General features: G+C 56.9%; 24 protein-coding genes and 2 pseudogenes. 7 read left to right on the forward strand and 19 right to left on the reverse strand.

The genetic code is table 11. The features are described 5' to 3' along the window. Window positions 1-12: 12 nt before the first annotated feature. On the forward strand, window positions 13-1473 hold the full coding sequence (locus C5750_RS23590) for a DHA2 family efflux MFS transporter permease subunit (protein WP_105737420.1): 1461 nt from the start codon (window positions 13-15) through the stop codon (window positions 1471-1473). 279 nt (window positions 1474-1752) lie between these two features. On the opposite strand, the gene C5750_RS23595 is transcribed toward C5750_RS23590, so the two are convergent. Then, entirely contained in the window at window positions 1753-2778 is a 1026-nt protein-coding gene (locus C5750_RS23595) for a zinc-binding alcohol dehydrogenase family protein (RefSeq protein WP_105737422.1), read from the reverse strand. Between the two features lie 112 nt (window positions 2779-2890). Between C5750_RS23595 and C5750_RS23600 the strand changes: the two genes are divergently transcribed. Both C5750_RS23600 and C5750_RS23605 read left to right on the forward strand, forming a co-directional pair. Then, window positions 2891-3808 (forward strand): LysR family transcriptional regulator, encoded by a 918-nt coding sequence (locus C5750_RS23600; protein ID WP_105737424.1) that lies wholly within the window; start codon window positions 2891-2893, stop codon window positions 3806-3808. Between the two features lie 217 nt (window positions 3809-4025). Then, window positions 4026-4712: a CPBP family intramembrane glutamic endopeptidase gene (locus tag C5750_RS23605; RefSeq protein WP_105737426.1), complete on the forward strand. Its 687-nt coding sequence runs from the start codon at window positions 4026-4028 to the stop codon at window positions 4710-4712. Window positions 4713-4972: 260 nt separating this feature from the next. On the opposite strand, the gene C5750_RS23610 is transcribed toward C5750_RS23605, so the two are convergent. After that, entirely contained in the window at window positions 4973-5377 is a 405-nt protein-coding gene (locus tag C5750_RS23610; protein ID WP_105737428.1) for an NmrA family NAD(P)-binding protein, read from the reverse strand. A 74-nt stretch (window positions 5378-5451) separates the two neighbouring features. Further along, the gene (locus C5750_RS23615; RefSeq protein WP_110003330.1) at window positions 5452-6015 is read right to left on the reverse strand and encodes a TetR/AcrR family transcriptional regulator; all 564 of its coding nucleotides are present in this window, start codon (window positions 6013-6015) and stop codon (window positions 5452-5454) included. 129 nt (window positions 6016-6144) lie between these two features. On the opposite strand from C5750_RS23615, the gene C5750_RS23620 reads away from it, so the two are divergent. Further along, entirely contained in the window at window positions 6145-6864 is a 720-nt protein-coding gene (locus C5750_RS23620) for an SDR family oxidoreductase (RefSeq protein WP_105737432.1), read from the forward strand. A gap of 392 nt (window positions 6865-7256) precedes the next feature. Here the strand turns inward: C5750_RS23620 and C5750_RS23625 are convergent, their stop codons facing one another. The 3 genes and pseudogenes from C5750_RS23625 to C5750_RS26850 all read right to left on the reverse strand — a co-directional run. Further along, the gene (locus C5750_RS23625) at window positions 7257-8693 is read right to left on the reverse strand and encodes a hypothetical protein (RefSeq protein WP_105737434.1); all 1437 of its coding nucleotides are present in this window, start codon (window positions 8691-8693) and stop codon (window positions 7257-7259) included. Between the two features lie 487 nt (window positions 8694-9180). Continuing rightward, window positions 9181-10277 (reverse strand): annotated as a pseudogene (locus tag C5750_RS23630) (4-hydroxyphenylpyruvate dioxygenase family protein); the annotation flags it as partial. After that, window positions 10268-10375, reverse strand: a pseudogene (locus C5750_RS26850) (3-keto-5-aminohexanoate cleavage protein); the annotation flags it as partial. The pseudogenes C5750_RS23630 and C5750_RS26850, both read right to left, overlap by 10 nt. 11 nt (window positions 10376-10386) lie before the next feature. Between C5750_RS26850 and C5750_RS23635 the strand changes: the two are divergent. Beyond that, window positions 10387-11121 (forward strand): nucleotidyl transferase AbiEii/AbiGii toxin family protein, encoded by a 735-nt coding sequence (locus C5750_RS23635; protein ID WP_245421228.1) that lies wholly within the window; start codon window positions 10387-10389, stop codon window positions 11119-11121. A 61-nt stretch (window positions 11122-11182) separates the two neighbouring features. Here C5750_RS23635 and C5750_RS23640 read toward each other — a convergent pair whose 3' ends face one another. From C5750_RS23640 to C5750_RS23665, 6 genes are all read right to left on the reverse strand, one after another. Then, a complete protein-coding gene (locus tag C5750_RS23640; protein ID WP_105737436.1) occupies window positions 11183-11545 on the reverse strand; it encodes a 4Fe-4S dicluster domain-containing protein in 363 nt (120 codons plus the stop codon). Continuing rightward, entirely contained in the window at window positions 11542-13101 is a 1560-nt protein-coding gene (locus C5750_RS23645) for an FAD-dependent oxidoreductase (protein WP_245421229.1), read from the reverse strand. The genes C5750_RS23640 and C5750_RS23645 overlap by 4 nt, the downstream gene beginning before the upstream one ends. 63 nt (window positions 13102-13164) lie before the next feature. Next, a complete protein-coding gene (locus C5750_RS23650; protein WP_105737440.1) occupies window positions 13165-13956 on the reverse strand; it encodes an ABC transporter ATP-binding protein in 792 nt (263 codons plus the stop codon). Next, on the reverse strand, window positions 13929-14741 hold the full coding sequence (locus C5750_RS23655; protein ID WP_245421230.1) for an ABC transporter permease subunit: 813 nt from the start codon (window positions 14739-14741) through the stop codon (window positions 13929-13931). Before C5750_RS23655 ends, C5750_RS23650 begins: the two co-directional genes overlap by 28 nt. 77 nt (window positions 14742-14818) lie before the next feature. Beyond that, a complete protein-coding gene (locus C5750_RS23660) occupies window positions 14819-15871 on the reverse strand; it encodes an ABC transporter substrate-binding protein (RefSeq protein WP_245421231.1) in 1053 nt (350 codons plus the stop codon). After that, a complete protein-coding gene (locus C5750_RS23665) occupies window positions 15840-17174 on the reverse strand; it encodes an LLM class flavin-dependent oxidoreductase (protein ID WP_105737444.1) in 1335 nt (444 codons plus the stop codon). The genes C5750_RS23660 and C5750_RS23665 overlap by 32 nt, the downstream gene beginning before the upstream one ends. Before the next feature lie 434 nt (window positions 17175-17608). Here C5750_RS23665 and C5750_RS23670 point away from each other — a divergent pair, with 434 nt between their 5' ends. Both C5750_RS23670 and C5750_RS23675 read left to right on the forward strand, forming a co-directional pair. Next, on the forward strand, window positions 17609-18208 hold the full coding sequence (locus tag C5750_RS23670; protein ID WP_245421232.1) for a peroxiredoxin-like family protein: 600 nt from the start codon (window positions 17609-17611) through the stop codon (window positions 18206-18208). A 24-nt stretch (window positions 18209-18232) separates the two neighbouring features. Further along, window positions 18233-18751, forward strand: coding sequence for a cupin domain-containing protein (locus C5750_RS23675; protein WP_105737448.1), 519 nt, complete (start codon window positions 18233-18235; stop codon window positions 18749-18751). A gap of 46 nt (window positions 18752-18797) precedes the next feature. Here the strand turns inward: C5750_RS23675 and C5750_RS23680 are convergent, their stop codons facing one another. From C5750_RS23680 to msuE, 7 genes are read right to left on the reverse strand one after another with little or no spacing between them, the layout of a single operon-like run. Then, the gene (locus C5750_RS23680; RefSeq protein WP_158531350.1) at window positions 18798-19409 is read right to left on the reverse strand and encodes a hypothetical protein; all 612 of its coding nucleotides are present in this window, start codon (window positions 19407-19409) and stop codon (window positions 18798-18800) included. After that, complete coding sequence (locus tag C5750_RS23685; protein ID WP_105737452.1) at window positions 19354-20154, reverse strand: ABC transporter ATP-binding protein; 801 nt, start codon at window positions 20152-20154, stop codon at window positions 19354-19356. The genes C5750_RS23680 and C5750_RS23685 overlap by 56 nt, the downstream gene beginning before the upstream one ends. Then, window positions 20148-21167, reverse strand: a complete 1020-nt coding sequence (locus tag C5750_RS23690) for an ABC transporter permease (protein ID WP_105737454.1) — start codon at window positions 21165-21167, stop codon at window positions 20148-20150. The genes C5750_RS23685 and C5750_RS23690 overlap by 7 nt, the downstream gene beginning before the upstream one ends. 15 nt (window positions 21168-21182) lie before the next feature. Further along, window positions 21183-22214 (reverse strand): ABC transporter substrate-binding protein, encoded by a 1032-nt coding sequence (locus C5750_RS23695; RefSeq protein WP_105737456.1) that lies wholly within the window; start codon window positions 22212-22214, stop codon window positions 21183-21185. A 52-nt stretch (window positions 22215-22266) separates the two neighbouring features. Further along, a complete protein-coding gene (locus C5750_RS23700) occupies window positions 22267-23394 on the reverse strand; it encodes an LLM class flavin-dependent oxidoreductase (RefSeq protein WP_105737741.1) in 1128 nt (375 codons plus the stop codon). Between the two features lie 27 nt (window positions 23395-23421). Further along, window positions 23422-24561 carry an acyl-CoA dehydrogenase family protein gene (locus C5750_RS23705; protein ID WP_105737458.1) on the reverse strand — a complete coding sequence of 380 codons (1140 nt, stop codon included), beginning with the start codon at window positions 24559-24561 and terminating at the stop codon, window positions 23422-23424. A gap of 5 nt (window positions 24562-24566) precedes the next feature. After that, window positions 24567-25130: an FMN reductase gene (msuE, locus tag C5750_RS23710; RefSeq protein ID WP_105737460.1), complete on the reverse strand. Its 564-nt coding sequence runs from the start codon at window positions 25128-25130 to the stop codon at window positions 24567-24569. Between the last annotated feature and the right edge of the window lie 484 nt (window positions 25131-25614).

A 25614-nucleotide genomic window follows, 5' to 3' on the forward strand; every position in this document is an offset into this window, starting at 1 on the left:
GGAGTCATTTCAATGACAGGTTCGAGTGGATATAACACAACACATGGTCAGTCAGAACGCCGTCGGTCGGAATCCATTCCGATGGACCTGTGGGCTAAATGTACCATTCTAGCAACAGGCAGTTTCGTCTCCATGCTTACAGCAACCGTTATCAATGCTGGTTTGCCCGCGCTGGGCTCAGCGTTTGGACAATCGTTCGACAGTATCCAATGGGTGGCAACGGTCTATATATTGGCAATGGCTGCAACTATACCGGCAAGTGGCTGGTTGGGACGCCGCTTCGGCGTCACGGTGGTTTGGCTATATTGTCTTGCCGCTTTCACGTTCCTGTCATGTGCTTGCGCAATCGCACCGTCTATCTCGATCCTTGTGGCTTTTCGCATTCTCCTGGGATTGGTTGGAGGCATTCTGGTGCCAACGACGCAGATGCAGCTTGTTCTGCTTGCGGGACCCGGTCGCTTGGGACGCATCATGGCTGTACTGGGTTTACCTATAATCGTCGCTCCGGCACTGGGTCTGAGCATGGGTGGCGCTCTCTTGTCATGGGGTGATTGGCCGGCCCTGTTCTGGATCAATGTACCGATAGGTTTCATAGCCCTGTCATGCGGCTGGAAATGGTTGCCACGTGTCGAAAAGATGCAAGTGGAAAAGCTGGATGTGCTCGGGCTTGTGGTGTTGAGTTCAGCAATTCCTTTGTTGATCTGGGGCCTTACTGAACTCACTCATTCGGGTGGACAAGGCAATGGCGTATATGGCTTGTGGGCAGCTGGGATGGGGACTGTATTTCTAAGCGTGTTTCTTTTCTATGCCATTAGAACGCCAGGTGCGATCCTAAAGGTTCGTCTGCTCGCGCGGTCACAACTCGCCCTGTCGGCTTGTGTGATACTGGCGTTCGGTTTCGTTGCGTTCGGTGCGCAGATTGCCCTGCCTTTATATTACCTGTTCGTACGCGGCGAGAGTGCCGATACGATGGCATTGCTCGTATTGCCTCAGGCGATAGGCATTGGCGTGGCATTGCCCTTAGCAGGATGGCTGACTGACAAAGACTGGGGTAGCCGATCATTGGTTATAGGTATGGCTCTTACCATCCTTGGAACGACGGGATTGGCACTGGCAGAGGTTCATACATCCAACATCCTGCTTGGAAGTCTTTTATTCTTACGCGGCGTGGGGCTTTCCATGGTGTCCATGCCTGCTTTGACCGGAGCGCTTGTCGGGCTTGAGCGTGAGAACGTACCAAATGCTGTTCCTCTGATGAATGTTCTCAATCGAGTTGGTGGAGCGCTGGGGACTGCTATAGTGACAGCTGTATATGCTGCGGGTAAAACCAACCTTGACGGACCGGCAGCTGCCCTTGCCGGCTTCAGTCGGGCAAACTGGACACTTGTTGCCGTGGTCGTCCTTTCCCTTGTCCCCGCCATTGCCCTCGCAATCATGGAATTTCGACGCACGCGACGGCAAACGCAGGGCTAACCGAGCTGTTCCGATCACGGCCCAGAAGGTGCGGGGTGAAAATTCTCAGCCAAGTGCGATCTTGCAGCATTGGCAATCTAATCCATTCAGTACCTCCTCGCCATGAGCTTTTGCCGGAAGAACTAACCGATATTAGCTGTTCGCTTGTGGTGGAGGTGGGCTGGCGGCAGGAACCTCGCTGGGGATAAGGATCAGTGGACTCGCAAATGATATTTATGTGGCTGAACCCGAAAACTATCCGCGTTTGCAAGCTGCGCTAAACCTCACTCAAAGTTAAGGTTACAATGCCAGTGTAACCACGATTTTTTCACCTGAAACGCCAGCCTTCAGGGTTTCCAGCGCTCCTTGAAGCGCATCGAGCCCGTGGCCCACGACCCGAGCTAGTGGTGCTGGGCAATAGCTTTGGTTCGCGAGCGCTTCAGGCAGGAAGCCGCAGTAGATCATATCGCCGATTTCATCGTCCTTGAGGCTGGTGCCGTTAATATGCGTGGCAACGACCGATTCCGGCAGGGCCTCATTGGTCGGCAGCGTCATTGCGACCAGCCGTCGCCCCTCGCTGCGACTGATTACTGCAACGCAATCAGCGAGATTTCCTGTCGCGTGCAGAGCTCCTGCGAGAAGTTTACCTTGGAGCGCCTGCGATACTGTGTCCACCACGGCCGGATCGCGGTAATCGAAGACTGCGATCGCACCGAGTTCTTTCAACATGCGCGTGTGGTGCGGCGAGGCAACGGCCACGCATTCATATCCCGATGCCACGGCGAGCTGGATGGCGTTGCAGCCAACGCTCGACGCCGCGCCCCAGACAAGCACGGTTTCATCCGTTCGCAGAGGAGCGGTGGACGGATGCACCAGACCGAGATGCTCTTTCTGATAGAGGCCGCAGGCGGCCGTACCCAATCCCAGCGGCAGAACCGAGGCGTCGACAAAGGACAGCGCGTCCGGGATCGGGGACGCCATATGCTCGAAAACCGCTGTGTAGGTTTGGAAGGCGCCTTGCGATGGCTTATTGATCGTTGTGCTGACTGCCTGACCCAGCACCCGATCGCCAGGCCGAAAACGCATAATTTTGCTGCCGACCGCCACAACTTCACCGGCCACGTCGCTCCCGTTGACAGTTGGATAATCGAGCCAAGGTAGTATTGCCGCATCTTGAAGCAACCAATCCAGTGGATTTATGGCAACAGCAGCGTTGCGAACGAGTATTTCATTGTCGGCGAGTTGCGGGCGAACGACGGACTCTATGGTCAATGGTTGTCCAGGAGCCTTCTGCCATGCGGCTTGCCAACCTTCTAAGTCGGACATTTCAAGAGTTCCTCAGTTTTTTAGTCGAGCGTGCCCGCAGGATAAATGCTCGGATTGTGCTCAACAATGCGCCATATCTGCAATGGGCTGTTGCACCAGGGGTAACAATCAGATGGATGCTGGCGAATTCAAGGAACTCACCGTCTTCATGGCGATCGTCAATGCTCGCGGCTTTCGGGGTGCCGCGATCAGCCTTGGCATGACGCCATCTTCTGTGAGCCGAACGCTGAGCCGAATGGAACAACGTCTGGGAATGCGCTTGCTGAACCGCACCACGCGCAGCGTGAGCCCGACGGAAGCCGGCGAACTGCTGTACAGTCGGCTAGCCCCAGTACTGTTGAATCTTGATGGCGTTATGGAACAAACCATCTTGATCCAAGAATCTCCGACCGGAACCGTGAGACTCAATTTGCCAAGGCTCGCGGCGGAACACGTTTTTGCACCCAGGTTAGCTCAGTTCACCGCAGCCTATCCCGGCGTGCGGCTCAACCTCGTGATCGACGACGACCTGACGGACGTGATCGCGGCAGGGTTCGATGCCGGCATCCGAATCGGTGCACTCGTGGCGCAAGACATGGTCACTATAAATCTGACCGGGCCATATCGCGTGGCGGTGGTGGGATCTCCGGCTTATTTTGCTGGGCGGCCCCGGCCCGACACGCCGCGCGATCTTCACGACCACGCTTGCCTGGTTTATCGCTGGGCCACGTCAGGAAAACTGCACCGCTGGCGCTTCGATGGACAAAACGGCCCACTCTATGTGGATGTCGATGGACCATTGGTAGTCAATGATACGGGCATCATTCGCCAAGCGGCAATCGCCGGGGTGGGTCTGGCATATTTGCCCGAGACGAGCATCGCCGAACATCTATCGGCTGGTAGGCTGGTTCGGGTCCTAGAAGATTGGTGCGAGCCGTTCCCGGGCTTCTTTCTCTATCATCCCAGCCGCAAGCAAACGCCGCCGGGACTGCGGGCACTCATAACGTTCCTCACGGGGCCCCAATCGCTGACTCCGGTGTCAGTTGGATGAATGACGGGGCGCAACCCAGCCCGCAGGTCTGGGCGTCGATAGTGTCGTGGTCAAAATTGGCGTTGGCCCAATGATTTTCGCCGTTTACGCCCAGCTTAGTGGCCAAGGCAAGTAGCCACAGATACAGATACTGTGTCACCACGCTCACCCTTGCGCGGTAAACTCGTAGAAGCAATCAAAGTCACAGCGGAATAGTAAAGGAATTTGAGGCTGGCCCATGACAAGTATTCGACCTATCCAGACACCAATGGTAAAGCAACCAGGATGGCCGGAGATAACAATCGCAGTCGGTGTTTATGTCCTCGGCATTAGTTTGCTTGGATATTGGATGCTGCGGCAACCCGACGAGCACGCCGTCTTCCGGATTAACATTGCCGGCGTGATGAACTTTGCACTCGGCTCTGCTGGGTTGCTCGGCGCCTATCTCTGTCGTGTTCGCAACTGGCAGGCATTTGGTTTTCGTCCCACTACGCTCAAATGGATAGCGATCAGCATAGTGCTTGGCGTGATGGGCTTTGGCCTGATCTTCATTGCCGAAGCCATTTATTTCCACTTCATTGTTGAAGCGAACACGCAGGCCGATTTTCAAGTGGCGGCAAACAACGGCCTCGCAGCGATACTGCTCTTGTTGTTCACAAGCGCGGTCCTGGGACCGATTGGCGAGGAACTTATGTTTCGCGGGGTGGTCCAGAGCGCTCTCGAAAAATATGGACCATGGGTTGCGTTAGTCGGCAGTTCGTTTATGTTCGCCGCAATTCACGGGCCAAGCGTTATCTTTGTCGATGCGTTTGTGATGGGCCTCTTCTTCGGCGCGGTATTCCGCCTGTCAGGCTCCATCTGGCCAGCCGTAACCCTCCACGCAATCTATAATGGCCTCAACCTCATCTATTATTCGGCGATGTAGAGATAGAACGCCTGGTTGGAGGGCTGTGGCCTAAACGTGGTTACTATCTTCATGGTCGGCGCATCGCGCGGCGGTTCACGCAGTCGACGATGAACCCAGCCTGACCTGCGACCGTTCAATGCCGATGTTGCGGCGCTCTTAAAAGTACAGTTCGAGTCACCCGGCGAAGAGGGCCAGCGACCGGCCAGCCTCCGTACGGCTTGCGTGGAAATTCGCATCACTGTGATCCATCAGACTTGATAGTTCCACGCGATCAATGACTAAGATCGATTGGCCTGAACCATCTCGTTACCCGTTCTGAAAGCGGCATCCAAAGCCTTGCGGCCGCTGCCAGAAAGCCACGGTTTGAACGAGAGTAGTTCCGGATTGAGTTCACGCATGACGTTCAGATCAACGAGTTCTGCCAGTGGGCCATCCTCCAGGCTGGACGCCATGTGCGCGAGATCCACATTAGCTGCCAGTACCTCATCTGAAAATCGGGAATAGGTGATAGGTTTGCCAGCGATTTCGGTGAAGGCAGCCTCCAACTCGTGACCGGTAACTCTGTCGCTGGTGATTTTTAATGTAACGCCGCCAAACCGAGCTTTGTCGGCGAACATCGCCGCAACAATTTTTCCGATGTCTTCCACAGCAGTGAGCTGTATCGAGTGTTCGGGGCGGATCAGGGTAAGCGTTGTGTCGGCATCACCTTAACCGAAGCTTGGCGCAACAGTCGCATTGGGTGCCACCAGAAATCGCCTCACAGCCTCTCAAGGTAGGCACGGCACATGATCACGAGCTGTCGGCGTAAATCTTCAGCGATCTCGCCGGAATGGCCGCGCTCGAAGGAGTTTCGCACCGTTCCGAATATGACGGTGACCAGCGTGCGCGTATTCGACCTTGCATCGGAACGGTCGTTGTCGGAAGCGCTTGCGAGCATGGCGGTAATTGCCACGTCGGTCCGTACCGCGAAGGCTGATATCAATGCTTCGTTGTCCATCTCCACGACAGATCGGTACAGGGCTCGCGTAACATCCGGTTTATCGGTTTTGGCTTGCCAGTAGGTGTCGATTAGCGCTTCAACCATGTCGCCTGTAAGGCTGCCCTGACGGTCGCGGCAAGTGGCTTCGATCCTCTCGGCCAGCAGCTCCAGATAGCGTTCGTTGACGGCATAGATCAGAGCCTGTTTGTGCGGAAAATATTGGTACATCGTGCCGACCGACACGCCCGCCCGTTCGGCGACGCGCGTGGTGGTAAGTTGAGAGAGACCGTCTTTCACCAAAAGCTGAATGGTAGCCTCGAAAATTGCGTCGAGGGTGGCCAAAGCGCGTCGTTGCTGCGGTCGTTTCCGGGGCTTCAAGGCCTGTGGCGGGGAAGAAATCAAAAGCGAATCCTCAAACTGAACAATTCTTCATATCATGACTGAAAATGTAGATGAAGAAAGGCTTTAAACATGAAGGAAGAACGCGTTGCGCTCGTAACCGGCGGCAATAAGGGCATTGGTCTGGAGGTCTCGCGCCAACTCGGCATGGCTGGTGTCAGGGTCGTGATCGGTGCGCGGAATGTGGATCGTGGCACTGCGGCGGCCGCAGAATTGAAGTCGGAGGGCATTGATGCCTTCTCCGTCCAGCTCGACGTCACGAACGAACAGAGCATCACTGCAGCAGCTCAGGTTATTGCAGATTCGCATGGCCGCCTGGATATCCTCGTCAATAACGCTGGCATCTTCGATTTTGCAGACGCTCCTCCCAGCCGTGCGGCCATTGATGCTGTTCGCACTGTTGTGGAAGTAAACTTCATCGGCGCGTTGGCTGTGACACAGGCGGTGCTGCCGCTGCTGAGAACGTCACCCGCCGGGCGCATCGTAAACGTGTCCAGCTCGCTTGGCTCACTAACGTTGAACGGCGATCCGACATCAACATACTATTCGCAGCAATTCATCGGGTACAATGCATCGAAGGCGTCTCTGAACATGCTAACGATCCAGTTGCACCAGGAACTGAAAGAGACCGGCATCGTCGTGAATTCGGTCAGCCCCGGCTTCGTCAAGACCGACCTGACCGGCTACGGCAACATGACTCCCGAGGAAGGGGCAAGGCTGCCAGTGCAGTATGCACTTATTGCAACGGCATCGGGGACGTTCGTCGAACCGGGTAACGCGACACCATGGTAGGGTCACCTCAAGCTGCGTTCGTCGGCCTTTGCCGAGGAGCGACTTCTTCGGCAAGTCTTTCCTTGCGATGAAACTCCACGGCAGAAGTTCGCCAACCCGGCTCTGCTTGTGACCGTTGACGATGGCGGTGAGCGTGGCGGTCATATAAGTCTCGTGCGAAAGACAATAGGCCGAGCGTACATGCGCAAGCATGACCAGGTCATCACGCTGACGGCGGCTGGCGGGCCGTTTGTTGGTTTCCACGCAGAACTGAGCCGGTTAGGCGCATAATGTCCATTGAGAATTGAGCCATGTGAACCTTCCCCTCAACGCGGTGAGCAACGGGGCTGAAAGTACGCCAAACACCGGAACAGGTGAACACGAAAAGAACGTTTGCGTGATGTGTTGAATTTTCACGGGTGTTTCAATGGGCGGAGCGTGTTCAATTGAGCGTTTGCCTCGCTGAGAATGCGATCTGTGATTTTCATGTAAGATGTGGTCCCGATTTGCTCGAATAGTGGCCTGACGCCTTCGGCCAGGGCTATTGCCTCTTCCAGCACGATGATCTTTTGGGCATCCGTCACCAACGGCAGTTCTGCCTTGGCATAGTGCTGAAGTGTCCGCGCGAGCTTCATACTCATATAAGAGGTTGATTCCAGTACATTCGCCTTTTTGGTGATAGCGTAGGCGTTGCGATGCAATCTCAGTGCTTGCTGAAACCCGGCTTCTTGTCGATCCAGTTCAGCCAAGAGCAGGGTGTCATCGCCAAGATTTGCCATGTTCTCCCAGCTCGGACCGTTCTTGTTTAATTTCTTGGCGATTTCAAAGGCCAAGGTGTTGAATTTTACGGCCTTTACGGCGTCTGCGCGCTGCTCGGTATCGGATGCGATACGTCCATATGCTGCACCGACTTTGCCATAGATATATTGCAGTTGACGCTCATCAGTGCTGCTTTCATATTTGGCGAGCCACTCCTCCAGCGGTATCACACCGCGCCTCGCGTGAGCGCTTCCGTTTCCCGAATTGAGTTCATTGGCATAACCAAGTGTGGCGGAGAAGTCCTGAGCAAACGCTAGCGCTCTTCCTTTGTCGGGTGTTTTGACTGCTCTGTACGCGCGTTCCAGCAGTTCTGCAGAGCGCAGCAACATGGCTTCGTCGGATCGCCAGCGGCCAAGATCCTCGAGTGCCTGAGGCATTCCGCTGGGCACATAACTATCGCAATCGGTGCGTCCAGCGAGCGGACACAAGGCTAGCATGGCTTCTCCGGCCTCAGTTTTCATGGCTGGACCAAATAGGTATCCTGGCTGATAATAGGTGAAGGCATCGCTCACATCTCTTGCGATCCAGAGGCTCTCCAGAGCGGAGAAAGCTTGCACGGGATTGCTTGGAGAAGCTGCATCAAGAGATGCGCGCAGCGCTGAAATGGCAAGGACAATGCGTTTGTCACGATCACCTGCATCGCCGGATAGAAAATAGGTGTGTTCCTCGTCCTGATCGCCGACAACCGTGGCCAATCCGATACGCTTTTGGATGACTTCCTGTGCCGTTCCAGTTGTGAGTTTGTCACACTCTTCCAGAAGCTCTCCCGCAGCGTCCGGATTGGATTTGGTCATTTCTCGCAGCTTAATGCAGAAGTTGGCATCCCCGGCATAAGCGAACTTGTCCAGCAGAGGTGTTGTTACATGCCCCTCACGCCCAGCAGCATCCTGGAATGTCTTGAAATGGCTTGCTTCGCCCGCCTGTCGGTTCGCACGTATCTCATTGGGCAGAGAAATCCGATCCGCGGCAACAACAACCAGGTAAATGGCTGTCGCTATTAACACGAGGGCGATCAGAAAGCGTTCCTTCATTCCATTCATCCAGACCCATTCGACGAAAGCAGATAGATCGATCTATATCATCACTCCATTGCGCTCCCGTGTGACAGCAATGCCAGAGAACCTGTCTGTGGTGGAACGAGAGTGGCCAAAAATGCGTCTTGGGCACCGGCCATCGTTCCAAAGCCTAACCCGCAGCCAAGAAAACATTCTTTGGGTCGAGCATAAGAAACAGGGGGAAAGGTAAAGACAAACATGAACGCCGCACCACCCATGTATATTTTGGCCCTTCCGACGCGATCCGCAAGCACCCGAGTACCGGTGTGCCCACAATTCCACCGACAGATGCGATCGCGACGGCATTGGGGCCATCCATGTTGAGCATGCCAAGCGTGTTTGCCACGCAGCTCAATGTCGCTGCACTCAGCAGATAGACATTGCATTGTGGGTTGCGTTGCAAATGAAGAAACCGGGTCAGGTTAGTTCTGAACATGTACCATTCTGGCATCTATGCCAGCGGTTATTTTGGCATGCCTTGCGGGCGAATATGGCGTTTCTGAGCAGCGATGCAAAAATGGCATTCGGGCCTCCATATCCCCTGTAACCGCGCCGCTCGACGATCTCGAAGAAGAAACCCTCGCCATAATTGGGACTATAGAGCTGGAAATATTCGCCGTAATCATCGCGGTCATAAAGAATATTGGCCGCTTTCAGCCTGTCGGACAGATCAGGATCAAGCCCGAAACGCGCCTCGACGTCATCATAGTAATTCGCCGAGATTTCCAGAGGCGTAAAGCCGTTGGCATTTAGCGCCGCGGCGCTCGCAAAAATATCGCCCGTTTCGAATGCAAGGTGCTGCATGCTGGAGCCAAATTTTTCCGCGAGGAAATGACCCGCGAGCGTCCGGCGATTTTCCGCGCCGTTCATGGTGATGCGCAGCGAGCCTGTCTCGTTCTCGACGACCTGGCTGCGAACGACGCCGGAGGGATCGATAATATCCACCATCGGTGTCTTCTTGGCCTTCAGAATGGAAGTGTAGAAAAGAAGCCATGTCAGCATTTCATCAAAATTCATGGTTTGCGCCACATGGTCGAAACGCAGCAACCCGGCATCTCCGGCTGCCCTGGCGTCATCGACCGGGTCGAACTCCTCGTCCCAAATGCCTTCAGGTCCGCCTTTGCCGTCGATGAAATAGAGAATATCCCCGCCGACACCGCGCACTGCCGGCATGCTGGTCCCGGACGAGTCTGCGGGCTGTTCAAAGGGCTCAGCGCCCAACGCCAGTGCACGGTCAAACGCCGCATGCGCATCGGCGACATGGAGACCGAACGCATAGGCCGACATGCCGTGGACCGCGTGGGAGGAATGGGCAAAACCCTGCCGCTCGGTGTTGATCACGAGGTTGATCGCGCCCTGGCAGTAGCGGTCGACGCGCTTGGTTCTGTGTTTGCCGGTCTTGCGAAAACCCAGCCCCCGCAGAAGCGAGGCAAGCTCCTCTGCCTCATCGGCGCTGGCCGCAAATTCCACAAATGCAACACCGATCACCTCGACCGCATCGGGCATGGGAGGAACGGTCATGGCGACGTCCGGTTCACTGCGGATCACCTGCCCGGACAATGCCTGACGACACCATCCTGCACTTCGGCAAATTTCTCCGGCGACGAAGACGGGCTCTCGTCGTGATTGCGCACATGGATATCTGCCGATCGAGGACCGGGAAGCGACGTTGAACGGCATTGACACAACGCTCGATCGCATTCGCGAAGATCTACTGAAAAACCTTCGCGGCATTGCCGCCCAGCGGATCGCCGGTGGGGGCAATAATGACACACGGATACTGGTCCGGCAGGGCACCACCGAGATCAAGATCGAGACATCGCCGGTCTCGCGTGGAACGGTACACCCTCCTGATCTACGGTCCGTGACTGACCTTCTCGCCGACACGTTCGGCTTCGCCGAAATGCAGGTCGTCTCCTTTGAGGATCTGTTTGGTGGCAAGCTTCATGCAGCTGTTGATCGTCAACACCCGCGGGATCTCTTCGATGTGAAGCTGCTCTACGAGAATGAAGGGCTGACGGATGCACTATTTCGCACCTTCCTCATTTATGTCGCCAGCTCGGGCCGGCCGCCGCACGAGCTTATCAAGCCCTCGTTCTCCGAACTCGACGAAGCGTTCGTCAAGGAGTTTGAAGGTATGACCACCGCGCCTGTCAACCTCGGTGAACTGAAGAATGCACGGGTGCGTCTGACCGACGACTTACTCACACGGTTGGATGATAGCGCAATGCGTTTCTTGCTTTCACTGCATGATACCGAGCCGGATTTTGAAGCCATCGGCATGCCGCAGGCGGCAAACCTGCCGGCCGTCAGATGGAAACTACTCAACCTTACGAAACTGAAAGAGCAGAACCCGGAGAAACACGCCCAGCAGCGCCAGGAGATTGAAAACATATTGTCTTAGCGTCCGGACGACGGTTATAGCGCGCTCTGGCACACTAAATCTGAAAACGTTTATCAGCTCTTTAAGGTGCCGTGCAAATCGCCATGTCCCGAGCACGCAAAAACACCTTCTCCATCTGCCAATGCTCATTGGAATAACGGGGATCCGCGGCCCACTCGTCCCATCCGTGATAACGACGTAATTCACCTAGCAATCCTGACGCGAGGATCGATTCCCTATCGACCGGATCGGGCCGGTCGCAGTAGGGTCCGACGTAGATTGCATCTTCAACACAATAGAGCTCACACATAAAACAGGTCTGGCATTCGTTCTGTCGAGCAATAAACGGAGAACTGTCACTACCAATTTCAAGTACGTTGGTCGGACATATTTCGACACAGGCATTGCAGCCTGAACAACGCTCTTCAAGGACGAGTTCAATCATGATGCAAGCTCCGGTTTCGGTGCAGGATCAGTGCGGGTCCAGACTTTTTGGAGCCCACCTACAAGTATCCGCCTGTTGAATCGAGCGGACGTCTGGGGCCTGTCATCCCGCTGATGCATGCCGCGGCTTTCGTCCCGAGCAAGAGCGGAGGCTACGCACCAGCGGGCGGTCGTCAGCATTGCCGCCGTTTCACGTGTCCTCAGCACGGTTTGGAAGTTACCTGCGGCATGTGAGTGAAACTCCGTCCAGATGTCTTCAAGAACCGTCCCTGACTGCTCTAGTCGGTCGCCACTGCGGAAAATGTTCTTGTCATACGGTAACACTTCTCTTTGAACGGCGGCCAGCGCCGCAGTCAGGTCCACGTGTCTTGTTGCAGAACCGGGTCGCAGTCCCGCCTGCCCGATGGGTCTGCCACCGCCCGCTGCTTCGTGTTTCCTTGCGTAACGTGCTGCTCCTTGCCCCGCCCACTGGCCGGATGAGACGGCCCAAGCTGAGTTGATGTTTCCGCCGCCGGAAATCGCGCCGGCGACTAGCTCGCGCGTCGCGGCATCGCCAGCAGCGAATAGTCCGGGCACAGAAGTGCGGCAATCCCAGCCAACAACCCTCAGGCCACCGATACCGCGAATCGTCCCTTCTCCGTGAAGGGTGATCTCGAAGCGATCCTTGTAGGGATCAATACCCCAGCGCCTGAAGGGCAGCATGAAATTTGGCGATATCACCGGCACTTTCGCTCGTATGTCTTCGGGCGTCCGATGCAGGTCACAGAAGACCCGCCCCTTGAGTAGGGCGCGCGCCAGAGGCCGCATTGTATCGGGGCCTGGGGGCATCGGGATGACTACACCATCCTCATCGTAATAGGTGGCAAAGGCATAGGACATCGACCGCGTCATCGTCGAATGATTGGGGGCGACAGTATAATAGCTTGTAAACTCCATACCGGAGAACTCTGCCCCCGCCTCCGCAGCCATGAGATAGCCGTCACCAGTGTTGGTATGCGAGCCAAGCAGGCGGGATAGGAACGACGTGCCACCGGTCGCCAGTACCACAGCTCCTGCATTGACTTGCCAATCGCCACCCTTCTGGCGACGGATACCACACGCGCCGGACACCGAACCATCGGAATGCTGGAGCAGTTCCAATGCGGGGCTATGGTCGAGGACCGTGACACCAAGACTGTCGACCAGTTTGCGGAGCGCGCGCATATATTCCGGTCCCCGAAGCGCACGGTACTGTGTCACGCCGTTCTCATCGTTCGAGAAATTATAGAATTCCGCCAGCGTGGGCAGACTTTCCCAAGTCAATGCCAGAACACGGTTCATCCATTCCGGGTCGTTCAATCCGAAGCCCGTCTTGAGGCGGTTGCGGATTGTGTTCTCACGCAATTGGGCAGGATCTGGCGGTACCCACCAATGACCGGGACCAGCCGTCGCGGTAACGCCGCTGGTGCCGCAGTAGCCTTTGTCGACGAGTATAACAGAGGCCCCGGTCCGACGAGCGGCGGACGCCGCCCAAGTTCCCGCAAGTCCGCCGCCGATGACAAGAACATCGGTGGTCAATTCCAGTGTATCTTGCCGATGATTGCTCACGGTGCAAATGGCCCCAGCCTTGGTTCGGAGAGCCTAATCATTGTCGTATTTTCCGTGACGCACACCCAACCAGTCCAGAAGATCGCCGCGTATACGTGCGAAGGCCGGATCGGCAACGTCGCGCGGACGACGCATGGCTATGTGTTCCTCATGAGCAATGACGCCATCTTTCATCACCAGGACGCGATCAGCGAGGAGAACGGCTTCTTCCACATCATGCGTGACCAGAAGGATTGCGCAGCCATGCCGCTGCCACAGTTCCCCGACCAGATCCTGTGCCTTGATGCGCGTAAGGGCGTCGAGAGCAGCGAATGGCTCGTCAAGCAGAAGGAGATCGGGCTCGCGCACCAAGGCGCGGGCAAGCGACGTGCGCTGCGCCTCACCTCCCGATAGGACCTTAGGCCATTGGTCGGCCCGATGGCTGATACCAACTTCCTCAAGAGCCGTGAGCGCCCGCTGCCGGTCAGGCCGCCCAGGTAAGCCAAGAACCACGTTTCGCCAGACGTTCTTCCATGGCATCAGGCGAGGAGCCTGGAAGGCAACCGCACGCCGGACAGGCACTTCAACCTCGCCGATCATTTCGCGATCAAGGTCGGCAAGTATCCGTAGCAACGTGCTCTTGCCGCAACCACTCGCGCCGAGGAGCGCGACGAACTCACCAGGCGCGATGTCGAGATCGAGATCCTTTAATACCTCGCGCTCGCCAAAGCGGCGCGTGAGCCCGCGCACTCTGACTGCCAAATCGGTCGCTTTTGCCCGACCCAAAACGTCCACTGGCGTCTCGGTTTCGACAATTTTCAAGTTCCGTTGAACGCTGGCCGCCATGCAAGGAACACCTTCTCTAGAGTTCGGACCATGAAATCGACAGCGAGGCCAAGCAGCGCATAGACCGCAAGGCAGACGACGATGACATCCGTTTGGAAAAACTCGCGAGCGTTGGCCATCAGATAACCGATACCCGCTGTCGCATTAATCTGCTCCCCGAAGACGAGCGCAAGCCAGGCAATGCCAAGTGCATAGCGCAGCCCCACAAGTGCATTCGGGAGCGCTCCGGGCAAGATCACGTGGCGGATCATCGCCAGCCGCGAAAGTCCAAGTGTGCGACCCGCTTCGATCAGTGTTGAATCGACATTGCGAATGCCCGCATAAACATTCAGGTAAAGAGGAAATGCAGTACCGAGCGCAATCAGCGCGACCTTCGGGGTCTCTCCGATGCCGAACCAGATAATAAGGAGCGGGATAAGGGCAACGTTTGGGACGGTCCGCAACATTTGCATTGGCGCATCGATCAGGTCCTCGCCGAGCCGGAATAGACCTGCCACGACCGCGAGTGTAACACCGATCGTACCTCCGATCGCAAGTCCGCTGAGCGCACGTCTGAGTGATATCCACATTGCCTCTTGAAGCTCACCCGTCGCAAACAGCTTGACGGCGCTTGAAATGACAGTTGCCGGCCCCGCCAGTATTTCGCCCGGCAACACTCCGGAGACCGAGGCGACATGCCAGATCAGCACGAGAAGCACCGGGCCGGAAAAACGCCTCACCCAGCGCGGAATACTCCCACGCCTTGCAGATGCCGGTGTGATTGTTTGCAACGGTAGTCCAGTCATGCCTCTTGGGTTAACACTGTCTATCCGCCCAATATTCAGGATAGGATCTCTCTGAAGCGAACGCATCGTCCAGTCCGTCAATTGGTCGGAAGATCGCGATAGACATAGTTGCTCAGATTGAGCGAACCGGTGAGAACACCTGCTTCTTTCCAGGTATCGAATACGTTCTGCAGCGAAGCAGCAAAGGCATCGTCGAGCGTGCCACGCTTATAGGCCGCCTCGTCAGGATAGATGCTTTCAATTGTTGACCGATCCTGCTTTGTGAAAGCACTGTAAAAGTCGATAAATGCATCCTTGTTTTCCGTCGACCATTTGTAGCCGCGCTCGACGCGATCCGAAAAGTCCGCAATCGCCGCAACCTTACCAGGATCAGCCAGCGCTTTGTCGGTTGCACTTAGAACATTGTTTCCCGTGTTGACGCCGGGGCCGTCGATTAACACCGTCGCTTTCAGCGTACCGATGCTGCGAGCCTTGTAGACGCCCCAGGTTCCCCAGGCATCGATGCTTCCGGCCTGAAATGCGGCGCTCGCATCGGTCGGCGTCAGGAACGCGAGTTTCACGTCATTCACGGTAAGCCCGGCCTTTTTCAGGACGCCAAGCGTCAGATAATGGGCGACACTGCCGCGTGTTGTTGGCGAGATCGTCTTACCCTTCAGGTCCTCTATCGATTTGATCGGGCTTCCGGCAGGGATGATAATCGAGCTTCCGAGGCCACCGTTGGTGAAGTAAGCCGCTACCTTGATTTTCGATCCTCCGGCAATTGCGCTGACGGTCGGGGAATCCGCAGCTCCCCCAATATCAACGGCATTTGCCTTCAGGGCCTCATGAAGATTGACGGCTGCAGGAAAGACCGACCACTCAATCTGATAGGGCACGTCTTTCAGCAAGCCCGCGGCCTCCAGCTTTGCCCGCGTAGCCCCTGTCTGGTCGCCAATACGAAGTGTGACCTTGCTCAGATCCTGAGCTGCGAATGTTGAGGGCGCTGTTCCGAGCATCAGCCCGGAGACGAGGCCTGCGATGGCAAGATTGATATAACGGCGTGAGACTGTTGTCATAGCGGTTCGACTTTCGTTAGGGTCAAATATCCAGAGGGGAAATTCACTCGGCTGCGGCCGCAATCTCTGCGGCATACCTGTTGACCGGGATGGGGATTCCAAGGTTGCCGCGGAATGTTTCGGCCTCGTATTCGGTGCGATAAATCCCACGTTCCTGAAGAATTGGAACAACCGTCTCTACAAAGACTTCCAGTTCCTTCGGCAGCGAAACGTTGATGACAAATCCGTCCGATCCACGCCCCTCAAGCCATCGCTGCAACGCGTCGGCCACCTGGGTTGGCGTGCCGACGAATTCTGTTCGCGGCGTTGCAAAGCGCAATGCCACCTGCCGAAGGGTAAGGTTTTCTCTCCGCGCCGTATCGAGAATCCTGTTGGACGCACTTTGGTTGCTGTTGGCTCCGTGTGCCCCAATATCGGGGAATGCGCCATCAAGATCGTGCTGTAGAAAATTATAATCATTGAAAGGACGGCCCAGCATGGAAAGGGCATTCTCGATAGAAGTCAGATTGGCGAACTCCCGGTATTTGCGCTCCGCTTCCTCTTCAGTGGATCCGATGACAGGGCGAATCCCGGGCAGGATGAACAAGTCGTTTGGATCACGGCCAAGGCCGGCGGCCCTATTCTTGGTGTCCCGGTAATAGGCTTTGCCTTCCTCAAGATTCTCGTGATGGACGAATATCGCGTCGGCCCGGGCGGCAGCAAAATTCTTGCCGTCTTCAGAAGCTCCGGCCTGAAAAATTACTGGCTGACCCTGCGCCGATCGGGCGATGTTGAGAGGCCCTCTAACCTGGAAGAATTCACCGTGATGATCAAGCGTATGAAGCTTCGCCCGGTTAAAGAACACGCCTGAGGCTTTGTCGTGAACAAGCGCGTCGTCTTCCCAGGAATCCCAGAGCCCCTGCACGACATCAAGATACTCTCCCGCAAGGCGATAACGTGTGTCATGGGCAAGATGGGAAGACTTGCTGAAATTGGCGGCACTGCCTTCAAGCCAGGAGGTCACGACGTTCCAGCCAGCCCGTCCGCCGCTGATGTGATCGAGGGAAGCAAACTGCCGCGCCACGTTGAACGGCTCGCTGTAGCTGACGGTCAGCGTGGCGACGAGCCCAATGTTTGACGTCGCCCCGGCAAGTGCGGAAAGGATAGTGAGCGGCTCGAAGCGATTGAGATAATGCGGGCTGGATTTTTCCGTGATGAAGACGCTGTCGGCCACAAAGAGGAAATCAAACTTGGCGCGTTCGGCAAGTTGTGCCTGTCTTTTATAATATGCAAAGCTGGTGCTTGCGTCGGGTTGGGAATCCGGGTGACGCCAATCGCCCCATCCCATGCCAACTCCGTGGAGCATGAATCCAAGCTTCAGTTTCCGGCTATCCGCCATTGCAAACTCCCCGATCGTTTTCGACCCGGCGCAAGCTTCGCACCGTCGGTCAGAACCACGAGAAGCTTAAGACGATTAAGTTGGTCGAGTTAGATATGGATTTGCAATTTCAGCATGCATACGGGAGATAATTGCTACCGATCGCGCCAACGGCAAACATTGATCACCAAGGCTAACGAGTGTCCGGAATGTGCGCCAATGCGCTCCACTGACGCCCAGGGAATACCTTGCTAACAAATCATAGGCGGCTGGAGGATATATTCGCCCCGCCCAGGCAAAGCAAAAATTCCTGTCTGTGGCTCCTGTTCCAAAGACCGTATTTTTGTTGCGTGACCAAGCAACCGGAGCGACAACAAATGTCAGAACCAGAGAGCCTTAATCATACACTCGCGCAATTCCAGTCTAACCGCGCAAAAACCATGGAGCCGCAGGCCTTGCGAATTAACATTGATCAACGCCAGCTGCTTGTCGATACGGCTGATCGGTCCGGTTTCGTCAAAGCCGGAGACAAGGTTGACGCCTTTGCACTGAAGGAAGTGGGAGGCGCGGAGCTTTCGCTTCGTCGGCTCCTTGAGACAGGTCCATTGGTTCTGGTGTTCTTCCGCTTCGAGGGATGTCCGGCCTGCAATATCGCCCTGCCCTACTACAATGCCCATCTCGCTCCCGCGGTTAAAGAGTTGGGTGCAACTCTGGTGGCTGTCAGTCCGCAGGTGCCTGAGCGTCTCGTTGGCATCAAGGAACGCCACAATCTTGATTTTCTGGTCGCAACGGATTTCGGCAACGACCTCGCGCGTAAATTGGGTATCCTCTACGGCTATGACGAACCATCCCGGCAGGCGGCTCTCGCGAAGGGAACATCGATCGGCGATATCACTGGTACGGGCACATGGGAATTGCCGATGCCCGCAACCATCGTCATCGACCAGACAGGCACCGTCCGTTTTGCCGATGTCAGTCCGGACTGGCTTGTCCGGACCGAACCTGAAAACGTTATTCAAGCCGTCCGCCTGATCCGCGAACGTGCAGCCGCGTGAACCAGCAGTAGCGAGAGAATTACATTGTCAAAAGACCATCATCACGATCATGACCATCATGACCATAGCCACGATCACGACCACTCGCATGAGGAGATCGACTGGCGTGACAATGGCGTAAAGGTCATTCCCGGAAATCAGCTGGATCCCAATACGGCCCAGACACCCGGCATGAACCGCGCGACTGCAATTAACAATGCGCGAGCCGGCGCTGAGAAAATCTGGGCTGGCACGGTGACGATCCACGCCAATGCAAAGACTGGGGCGCATCACCACGGGGACCTCGAAAGTATTATCTACGTGGTGAAAGGCAAGGCCCGGATGCGCTGGGGCAACCATCTCGAGTTCACCGCGGAAGCGGGGCCTGGCGATTTTATCTACGTGCCGCCCTACGTGCCGCACCAGGAAATCAATGCGAGCGAAGACGAGACGCTCGAATGCGTGCTTGTGCGTTCGGGCCAGGACCCCGTCGTCGTCAATCTTGATATTGAACCGGTGGAAAAGCCGGAAGGCGTCCTTTGGAAAGACCCCATTCATCGATAGGCACGGCGTTGTGTGGACCGGCCGTCCGATCTCACGCGGACGGCATTCAGACAATCTCAAGCACGTTGGTTGCCTCAAGATTTGATCCGGCAGCGTCAATGACAGTGACCTTCACGGCCCAAAAGCCGTTCATGGCAACCGTCAAAGGAGGCACCGTGAAAGACCCGCCGCCGTGACGCGTGATTGTATGGCGAAAGGGTCCGAGGCCGAATGAAGGTTTTGCCAGCTCAAAGGTGATCTCGACTGTATCGACTGCGGGTAGTCCATCTTTCTCCAAATCAACGATTGTAATGGCGACATCGCCAACATGCGGCGGATCGACAAGGATTGTCGCCCTGAGCCTCGGTGGCGGAAGAGGGCCCGGATCGCCCCCCTCCGCAATCAAACGAAACAGGCGTGCGGCAGCACGAGGGTCCCCGTCTTTTGCCGCAGCCACACAGGTGGCTGCAAGATCGCTTGATACCAATGGTATCCGCACCGAACGGTCCTTCAGACCGGAGAAACCCAGCCTCTTATCAAATCCGCAACTGATCAGCAGGCCGATCGCGCCGCCGGCAATGATCGGCATTTTGGAGTTTATGATCGGCGTCAGTGGCATCCGGCTACCAGGTGGCCGCAAGGCCAAGATGCTGGAGTGCCACACGGCGCAATTCGCCAAGTCTTGGATCGCCCCGATGACGCGGATAGGGCAGATCCACCGGAATATCGGCGACGATCTGTGCCGGTCGGGGCCCGAAGACGAGAACGCGCTGGGTCAGAAATAATGCTTCCTCGACATCGTGGGTGACGAGAATGGCGGTCATTCCAGCCTTCTGCCAGAGAGCCACCAGCTCCGCCTGCATGGTGAGCCGCGTCAGCGAGTCGAGCTTGCCCAGCGGTTCGTCGAGGAGAAGCAGACGCGGATCATTCACCAGCGCGCGCGCAAGTGCGACGCGCTGTGCCATGCCTCCCGAAAGCTGGTGGGGATAGGCCTTTTCGAAACCGTCAAGACCGACGAGCCGCAATGCCGCATCCACACGGTCACCACCGGTCCTGATGATGCCCTGCGCTTCAAGCCCGAGAGCTACATTCTCCCAGACGGTTCGCCAGGGGAAAAGCGTCGGATCCTGGAAGACCAGGATCCGCGAGGGATCCGGATCGCCGATCTCCTCGCCATCAACCCGCAATGAACCGCTGGTCGGATGATCAAGACCTGCGAGAAGCCGCAGCAAAGTGGACTTGCCGCAACCGGAGGGACCGAGCAGCGCCACGAATTGTCCCGGTTCAACCGCAAAGCTCACCCTATCGAGAACGGGCAGCGGTGCACCCTCGAGTTCGAACTGATGCGATACGGCGCCGATATTCACCTGAACACCGGTCAAGTTCGGCGGTGTTCGAAAATCGGACGGGGCAAGCGCTACCATCTGACAAGCCCTTTCTGCCATGAAAGTACCCGGTCACGGATACGGAAGAGGATGGTGATAAGGCTCGAGCACATCAAAGCCATGACGATCAGCGCGGCATACATGTTGGCATAAGCGGCCCAGCCTTGCGCCCATTGCAGGTACCAGCCGAGGCCCGCCTTGACGCCCAGCATCTCGGCAACGACCAGCACTGCAAAAGATGTCCCAAGCCCCATGAACAGGCCGACGAAGACATGCGGCAGGGCGGCAGGAATGGCGACCTTGAAGATAAGGAACCAGCGACTGGCCCCAAGCGTGCGCGCAATATCGTAATAATCACGATTTACGCTGGCGATGCCCGACCAGGTGAGGATCGTCACCGGAAATGCGGTCGCCAGCGCGATGAGAAAGACGCTCGCCGATCCGCTCGAGGGGAAGATAAAGAAGGAAAGCGGCAGCCAGGCCGTTGCCGGGAGCGGCCCGATCAGCCGCAGGATGGGGTGAACCCAATAGCCCGCCGCCCTCGACCAGCCGATGGTGACACCGGTTGTGAAGCCGACGACCGCACCGAAGAAATACCCCTTGGCCAGCAGCAGAACCGAATGAAGAACACTCTCGCCAAGGCGTGCCCAATCATCGATATAGACCTCCAGAATACCTTGCGGTGACGAGAAAAATGGGACCGGAAGCACGGCAAGCTTGGCTGTCAGCATTTCCCATATTCCAAGCCCTACCGCCGCAACGGCAAACCAGGGACCATAGTAGCGAACCCAGATCGCGGTCTTGCCGAGGAGAAATCCTGTGGTCAGAACCAGCACGAGCAGCGCTGCGATAAGAACCGACAAGATCGCAAGCTCCCTCCCGTAAGGCGCGGGAATGATCTCGGGCCAGAATTCTATAACCGCCGCGGAACCGAGCCAGAGTGCGGCGGCAACTGCACCCGTCCGCCAAAATCGGGCAGATCTCCTGCCCGACTGGGCAGAAGTTGCCCGAGCGGCCGAGAACGCCGTATCATTCGACTCTATGGCGGTCATGCCTTACCCCTTTCGTCAAGCTGACAGGACATTCGCGTAGACCTTGGCGGCAAACGCATCCGGATCGGTCGACTGTTTGAAAACCTGCACATCGCGCAGCTCACCTGCGTAAAGGGCGATCTCCTTCTTAAGATCGGTACCCGTCGGATTGTGGTTGTGCGTCTGGGCGAGCAGTACCGCGATCAGGTCATCGGTCGATTTGTCCTTTGGCGCATTCGGCAGGAATGCCTTGGCTGCGTCTTCCGGCTTCGCAACAGTCCAGTCCTGCGCTTCCAGCAATGCCCGCGTCAGAGCCGTGGCCGTCGGCAAATCATCACGGATCAGGCTGCCGCGCAGACCGACGATGCAGCAAACCCGCTTTTCGAAACCATGATCGAGATTCGAGGCGATCTGCACATAATTGTTGTCCCGGAGCCAGAAGAATGCTTTCGGATCACCGTCGGCGATGGCATGGATCTCTCCCTTCTCGGCAGCGACCTGCAACAGCTCACCCGGATACTGCCGCCATTCGACGTCGCTGATGGGGTTGATCCCTTCCTTGTTAAGAAGGATCGAGAAGAAATTCTTGCCAGGGCTGGCCAGATCCGAAACGCCGATGGATTTGCCCTTGAGGTCTGCAAGTGTTTTCAACCCGGTGCTTGCCGGTGTGATGAGCCGCGAGCAGCCGCCATGGGTACCAGCGGTGATTTTCACGTCGAAGCCCTGTTCCAGTGCTTTCAGCCAGCGCAACGCCATCCCCACCCCGCCATCGGCCTTGCCCGTTGCAATGGCCTCGAGAAGCGCTTCGGTCGAAGCACCGAAATTCACCAGTTCGACGTCAAGGCCGTACTTGGCGAAGATCCCCTGCTCTTTGGCGACAAAGACAGGAGCGAGACAGATCGCCGAAGCGTTCGTGGCAAACTTGATCTTCTTCAGTTCCTTTGCGGGTGCTGCTGCGTTCTGCGCTCCCGCAAGCCCGGTCAGAGCCATGGAACCGAACGGCGCTGCCAAGCCCAATGCACCGGCACCGCGCAGCAATGTGCGGCGGTCAAGCGTGAAATTCCCCATTTCCCATCTCCTTGAAATTGTGCTGATTGAATCCAACGGCGACGGCCTGCGTCTACTCCGCCGCCTGTGCATGTTTGGTCGCCGTATCCCGCTGCGCCACGAGCTCACGCACGCGCGGCAGGAGGTCACGTCCGTAATGGAAGGCATCCTCGATCGGATCGAAACCGCGGATAAGGAAAGTGGTGATGCCAAGGTCGTAATAGTCGAGGAATGCCTCCGCCACCTGATCCGGAGTCCCGACCAATGACGTTGTATTGCCTTGCGCGCCGGTCAGCCCGGCAATCCCGGTCCATAGGCGCTTGTCGAGGACAGTGCCCTGCGCCGCCGCAGCCAAGAGGCGCTTTGAGCCCTCATTGGCCGGACTCCGACCTCCGATCTGGTTGAAGCGCTGGTTGTTCGGATCGCGGACCTTGCCGGCATCGATCAGAGCCCTGGCCTTTTCCAGAATGGCGTTGGCCTTGGCCCAGGCCGCTTCTTCCGTCTCCGCCAGGATCGGGCGCAGCGAGAGGCTGAACCGCGGCGATCGACCATAAGGCGCTGCTGCCTCGTGAACACGCTGGACCAGTTCCTTCACCTGCGCATGGGTTTCACCCCACAGAGCATAGATATCCGCATGTTTACCGGCCACTTGCAGAGCCGCATCGGATGCTCCGCCGAAATAGACCGGAATACCATCCGGCTGCACCGGTTTGATGCTGCCGAAAGCCTTGTCGACCTTGTAATACTGGCCGTCATAATCGAATGGTTCCTTGCTCGTCCATTCCTGACGAACGATGTCGAGATATTCCGTCGTGCGTGCGTAGCGCTCGTCCTTCGTCAGATGATCGCCATCCTGCGCCAGTTCGACGTCATTGCCTCCGGTGATGATATGAACGCCGACACGCCCCCCGCTGATGTGGTCAAGAGTTGCAAGCTGTCGTGCCGCGACGGTCGGCGCTGTGAAGCCGGGACGGTGGGCGATCATGACGTTGAGCGTCCTGGTCACGCTGGTCACGTGCTGGCTGACGAGAATGCTTTCGGGAGACGTCGAATTGAAGGCCAGAAGCACGCGGTCGAAACCGCCGTTTTCCTGCACTTTCGCGAGTGCCTCGATATAATTCAGGTCAAGTGCCTGGCCCGTAGAGCGGATGGTTTCCGACCCGTTGGCATTTCCGACAAAACCGATAAATTCCACTGGCATGGTGGCCTCCATAACGATTGAACGATCTCAGATACCGAGTGCAGCGCGCCCCGCAGCGATCCGCACCGTGTCTTCCTGGGGTGAATGGATGCGGCCGCACAGAACGTTGCGGTAATGACGTTCCAGCGGGTTGTTGCGGCTGATGCCGTGGTTCCCTGTCAATCTCAACGCTTTTTCGACAGCGGAGATGGCATTCTCGGTGACGGTCAGCTTGAGGAGATTGCTTTCAGGCGATGATGGAGCTTCACCCGTATCCGCATCGCGTGCAGCCGAACGGAGCAGTCGCGCATTCGCGGCGAGCAGCTCCTCAATTTCACCGAGGGCCTGCTGGATACGAGGGACCGTCGCCAAGGCAGCGCCAAGATTGGCGGGCTTGCGGTCATGGAGAAACTGAACGAGCCAATCCCGGGCAGCCCGCGCCACACCGTCATAGAGTGAACCGAGCAGCACTGCCATCCACACGGCTTGGCCGGCTTCGCGATCTTTCCATTGCTCGGGCGGACGAATATCAACCGCATGATCGAAGGGAATACGGACGTCCTGAAATATCGCGTCGTGGCTTGCCGTCGCGCGCATGCCGAGCGGGTTCCACGTCTCCTCAATGCGTATACCATCGGCATTTGCCGGAACCAGGAAAGCACCCACGCGCGGGCTTTCTTCATCTGTCCGCCCCCAGACGATGCACCAGGTGAGTCCGGCAATGCCTGTCGAATAGATCTTGCGGCCACTCAGTGACCAGCCTTCTTCAGTACGACGAGCTGTCGTGGCGGGAAGACCGCCACGAATTGGTGTTCCAAGCTCCGGTTCAACCCTCAAGGCATTGATAAGTGCACCACGCTGCGCCGCATCAGCCAGCACACGCCGGACCAGATGTTCCGGCCAGCGCCCGCCCGGCAGCGTTGCAAGGTTGATGTATTGCATGATGAGGATAAGTGCGGTTGATGGTTCGCCCTTGGCGATTTCGCCGATCACAGTCGCAGCATCGCCAAGCCCGGCCCCCCGCCCACCGTAGGTGACCGGCGAGGTCAGCGCCAGCAATCCGTATTCCTGCAGTTTCCGGAAGTTCTCGTGCGGGAACGCACCGCTTTCATCATCAAGACTTGCAGTCACAGCAAATTCCGCTGCAACCGTTCGGGCTGTCTCGCCAAGCGTCAGTGCCCGCGTCATCGCACCTACTCCGCCGCACTGATCGCCGGGCCCGCCGACTGCCCGACAAAGGGACGGGCTTCTTCAACCGCCTGGGCGATCCGGGCGTTGATATGTTCGGCAACGATCTCATGATTGAGGAAGTCGCGGTCGACGGCAAAGATGCCTGTCGGGAGCGTGTGCGCCATGAAGAAACCAAACAAAGGCCGCAACTGATGTTCGACAATCAGCGCATGCCCATCGTTGCCGCCTGTGGCGGTCAGCAGGATTGGTTTGCCCTGCAGGGCGAGCGGCTCGAACAAATCGATGAAATGCTTGAAGAGCCCGGTATAGCTGCCCTTATAGGTCGGTGTACCGACCACAAGGATATCGGCCGTCACGACACGGTGGAGAATGGTTGTGGCGGCAGGACTAAGTTCACTGGCATGCCGGGCAGAGCCGAGGGAGTCTCCCACATCGATCAGGTCATAGACTTCAGACGTCAGACCATATCGATTGGCGATCCGCCCGACTAGGTTGGTGACGAGCGATCTTGTCTTGGAAGGACGATGGAAATTGCCGGAGACACCCACGACAGTCGGATTGGGCATGAGCGATATCCCTGATAACAGATGCGGCCGCTAACACGGCCATCCATTAACACTACCAAAGTAATAGAGATTAAAAAGAAAGCAGACGCTGAACTGCGCGCCGATACTGGTATATTTTTCTCAATCGCGGCCAGAAGATGGGACGCTGTTTGGTCACTCGCCTGCCAACAACGCGGCAGATCGAATCCGGTGACATCCAGAGCAGCACCGATATAGGTTCGCTCAACATCCATCAGGCATTTTTGGGACCGTGCAATCTTGTGACAGTGCCGATGCTGCGACATCCCGTGTAGGTGGTAACAGATGCTGTCGCAGCGTTCCTAAACCAGGCCAGGAGAAGTGTTGCACAGGTTATGGGTAAACCTTCTGTTGATGTCACCGGTAGCGAATGAGTGCGAAGCGCTGCAACCCCCGTGCGCATAGCCCTCTTCTACCTTTGGATCGGGCGTCACGGTAGTATCGCCGCGCGTGAAACTGTGTCCTG

The organism is Phyllobacterium myrsinacearum (assembly GCF_002980555.1).
GTDB classification, from domain to species: domain Bacteria; phylum Pseudomonadota; class Alphaproteobacteria; order Rhizobiales; family Rhizobiaceae; genus Phyllobacterium; species Phyllobacterium myrsinacearum.

Bases quoted from the DNA above. Each gene is read 5' to 3' on its own strand.
- C5750_RS23590 (WP_105737420.1), top strand. From the start codon at position 13: ATGACAGGTTCGAGTGGATATAACACAACACATGGTCAGTCAGAACGC.
- C5750_RS23595 (WP_105737422.1), bottom strand. From the start codon at position 2,778: ATGTCCGACTTAGAAGGTTGGCAAGCCGCATGGCAGAAGGCTCCTGGA.
- C5750_RS23600 (WP_105737424.1), top strand. From the start codon at position 2,891: ATGGATGCTGGCGAATTCAAGGAACTCACCGTCTTCATGGCGATCGTC.
- C5750_RS23605 (WP_105737426.1), top strand. From the start codon at position 4,026: ATGACAAGTATTCGACCTATCCAGACACCAATGGTAAAGCAACCAGGA.
- C5750_RS23620 (WP_105737432.1), top strand. From the start codon at position 6,145: ATGAAGGAAGAACGCGTTGCGCTCGTAACCGGCGGCAATAAGGGCATT.
- C5750_RS23625 (WP_105737434.1), bottom strand. From the start codon at position 8,693: ATGAAGGAACGCTTTCTGATCGCCCTCGTGTTAATAGCGACAGCCATT.
- C5750_RS23640 (WP_105737436.1), bottom strand. From the start codon at position 11,545: ATGATTGAACTCGTCCTTGAAGAGCGTTGTTCAGGCTGCAATGCCTGT.
- C5750_RS23650 (WP_105737440.1), bottom strand. From the start codon at position 13,956: ATGGCGGCCAGCGTTCAACGGAACTTGAAAATTGTCGAAACCGAGACG.
- C5750_RS23655 (WP_245421230.1), bottom strand. From the start codon at position 14,741: ATGACTGGACTACCGTTGCAAACAATCACACCGGCATCTGCAAGGCGT.
- C5750_RS23660 (WP_245421231.1), bottom strand. From the start codon at position 15,871: ATGCCGCAGAGATTGCGGCCGCAGCCGAGTGAATTTCCCCTCTGGATA.
- C5750_RS23665 (WP_105737444.1), bottom strand. From the start codon at position 17,174: ATGGCGGATAGCCGGAAACTGAAGCTTGGATTCATGCTCCACGGAGTT.
- C5750_RS23685 (WP_105737452.1), bottom strand. From the start codon at position 20,154: ATGGTAGCGCTTGCCCCGTCCGATTTTCGAACACCGCCGAACTTGACC.
- C5750_RS23690 (WP_105737454.1), bottom strand. From the start codon at position 21,167: ATGACCGCCATAGAGTCGAATGATACGGCGTTCTCGGCCGCTCGGGCA.
- C5750_RS23695 (WP_105737456.1), bottom strand. From the start codon at position 22,214: ATGGGGAATTTCACGCTTGACCGCCGCACATTGCTGCGCGGTGCCGGT.
- C5750_RS23700 (WP_105737741.1), bottom strand. From the start codon at position 23,394: ATGCCAGTGGAATTTATCGGTTTTGTCGGAAATGCCAACGGGTCGGAA.
- C5750_RS23705 (WP_105737458.1), bottom strand. From the start codon at position 24,561: ATGACGCGGGCACTGACGCTTGGCGAGACAGCCCGAACGGTTGCAGCG.
- msuE (WP_105737460.1), bottom strand. From the start codon at position 25,130: ATGCCCAATCCGACTGTCGTGGGTGTCTCCGGCAATTTCCATCGTCCT.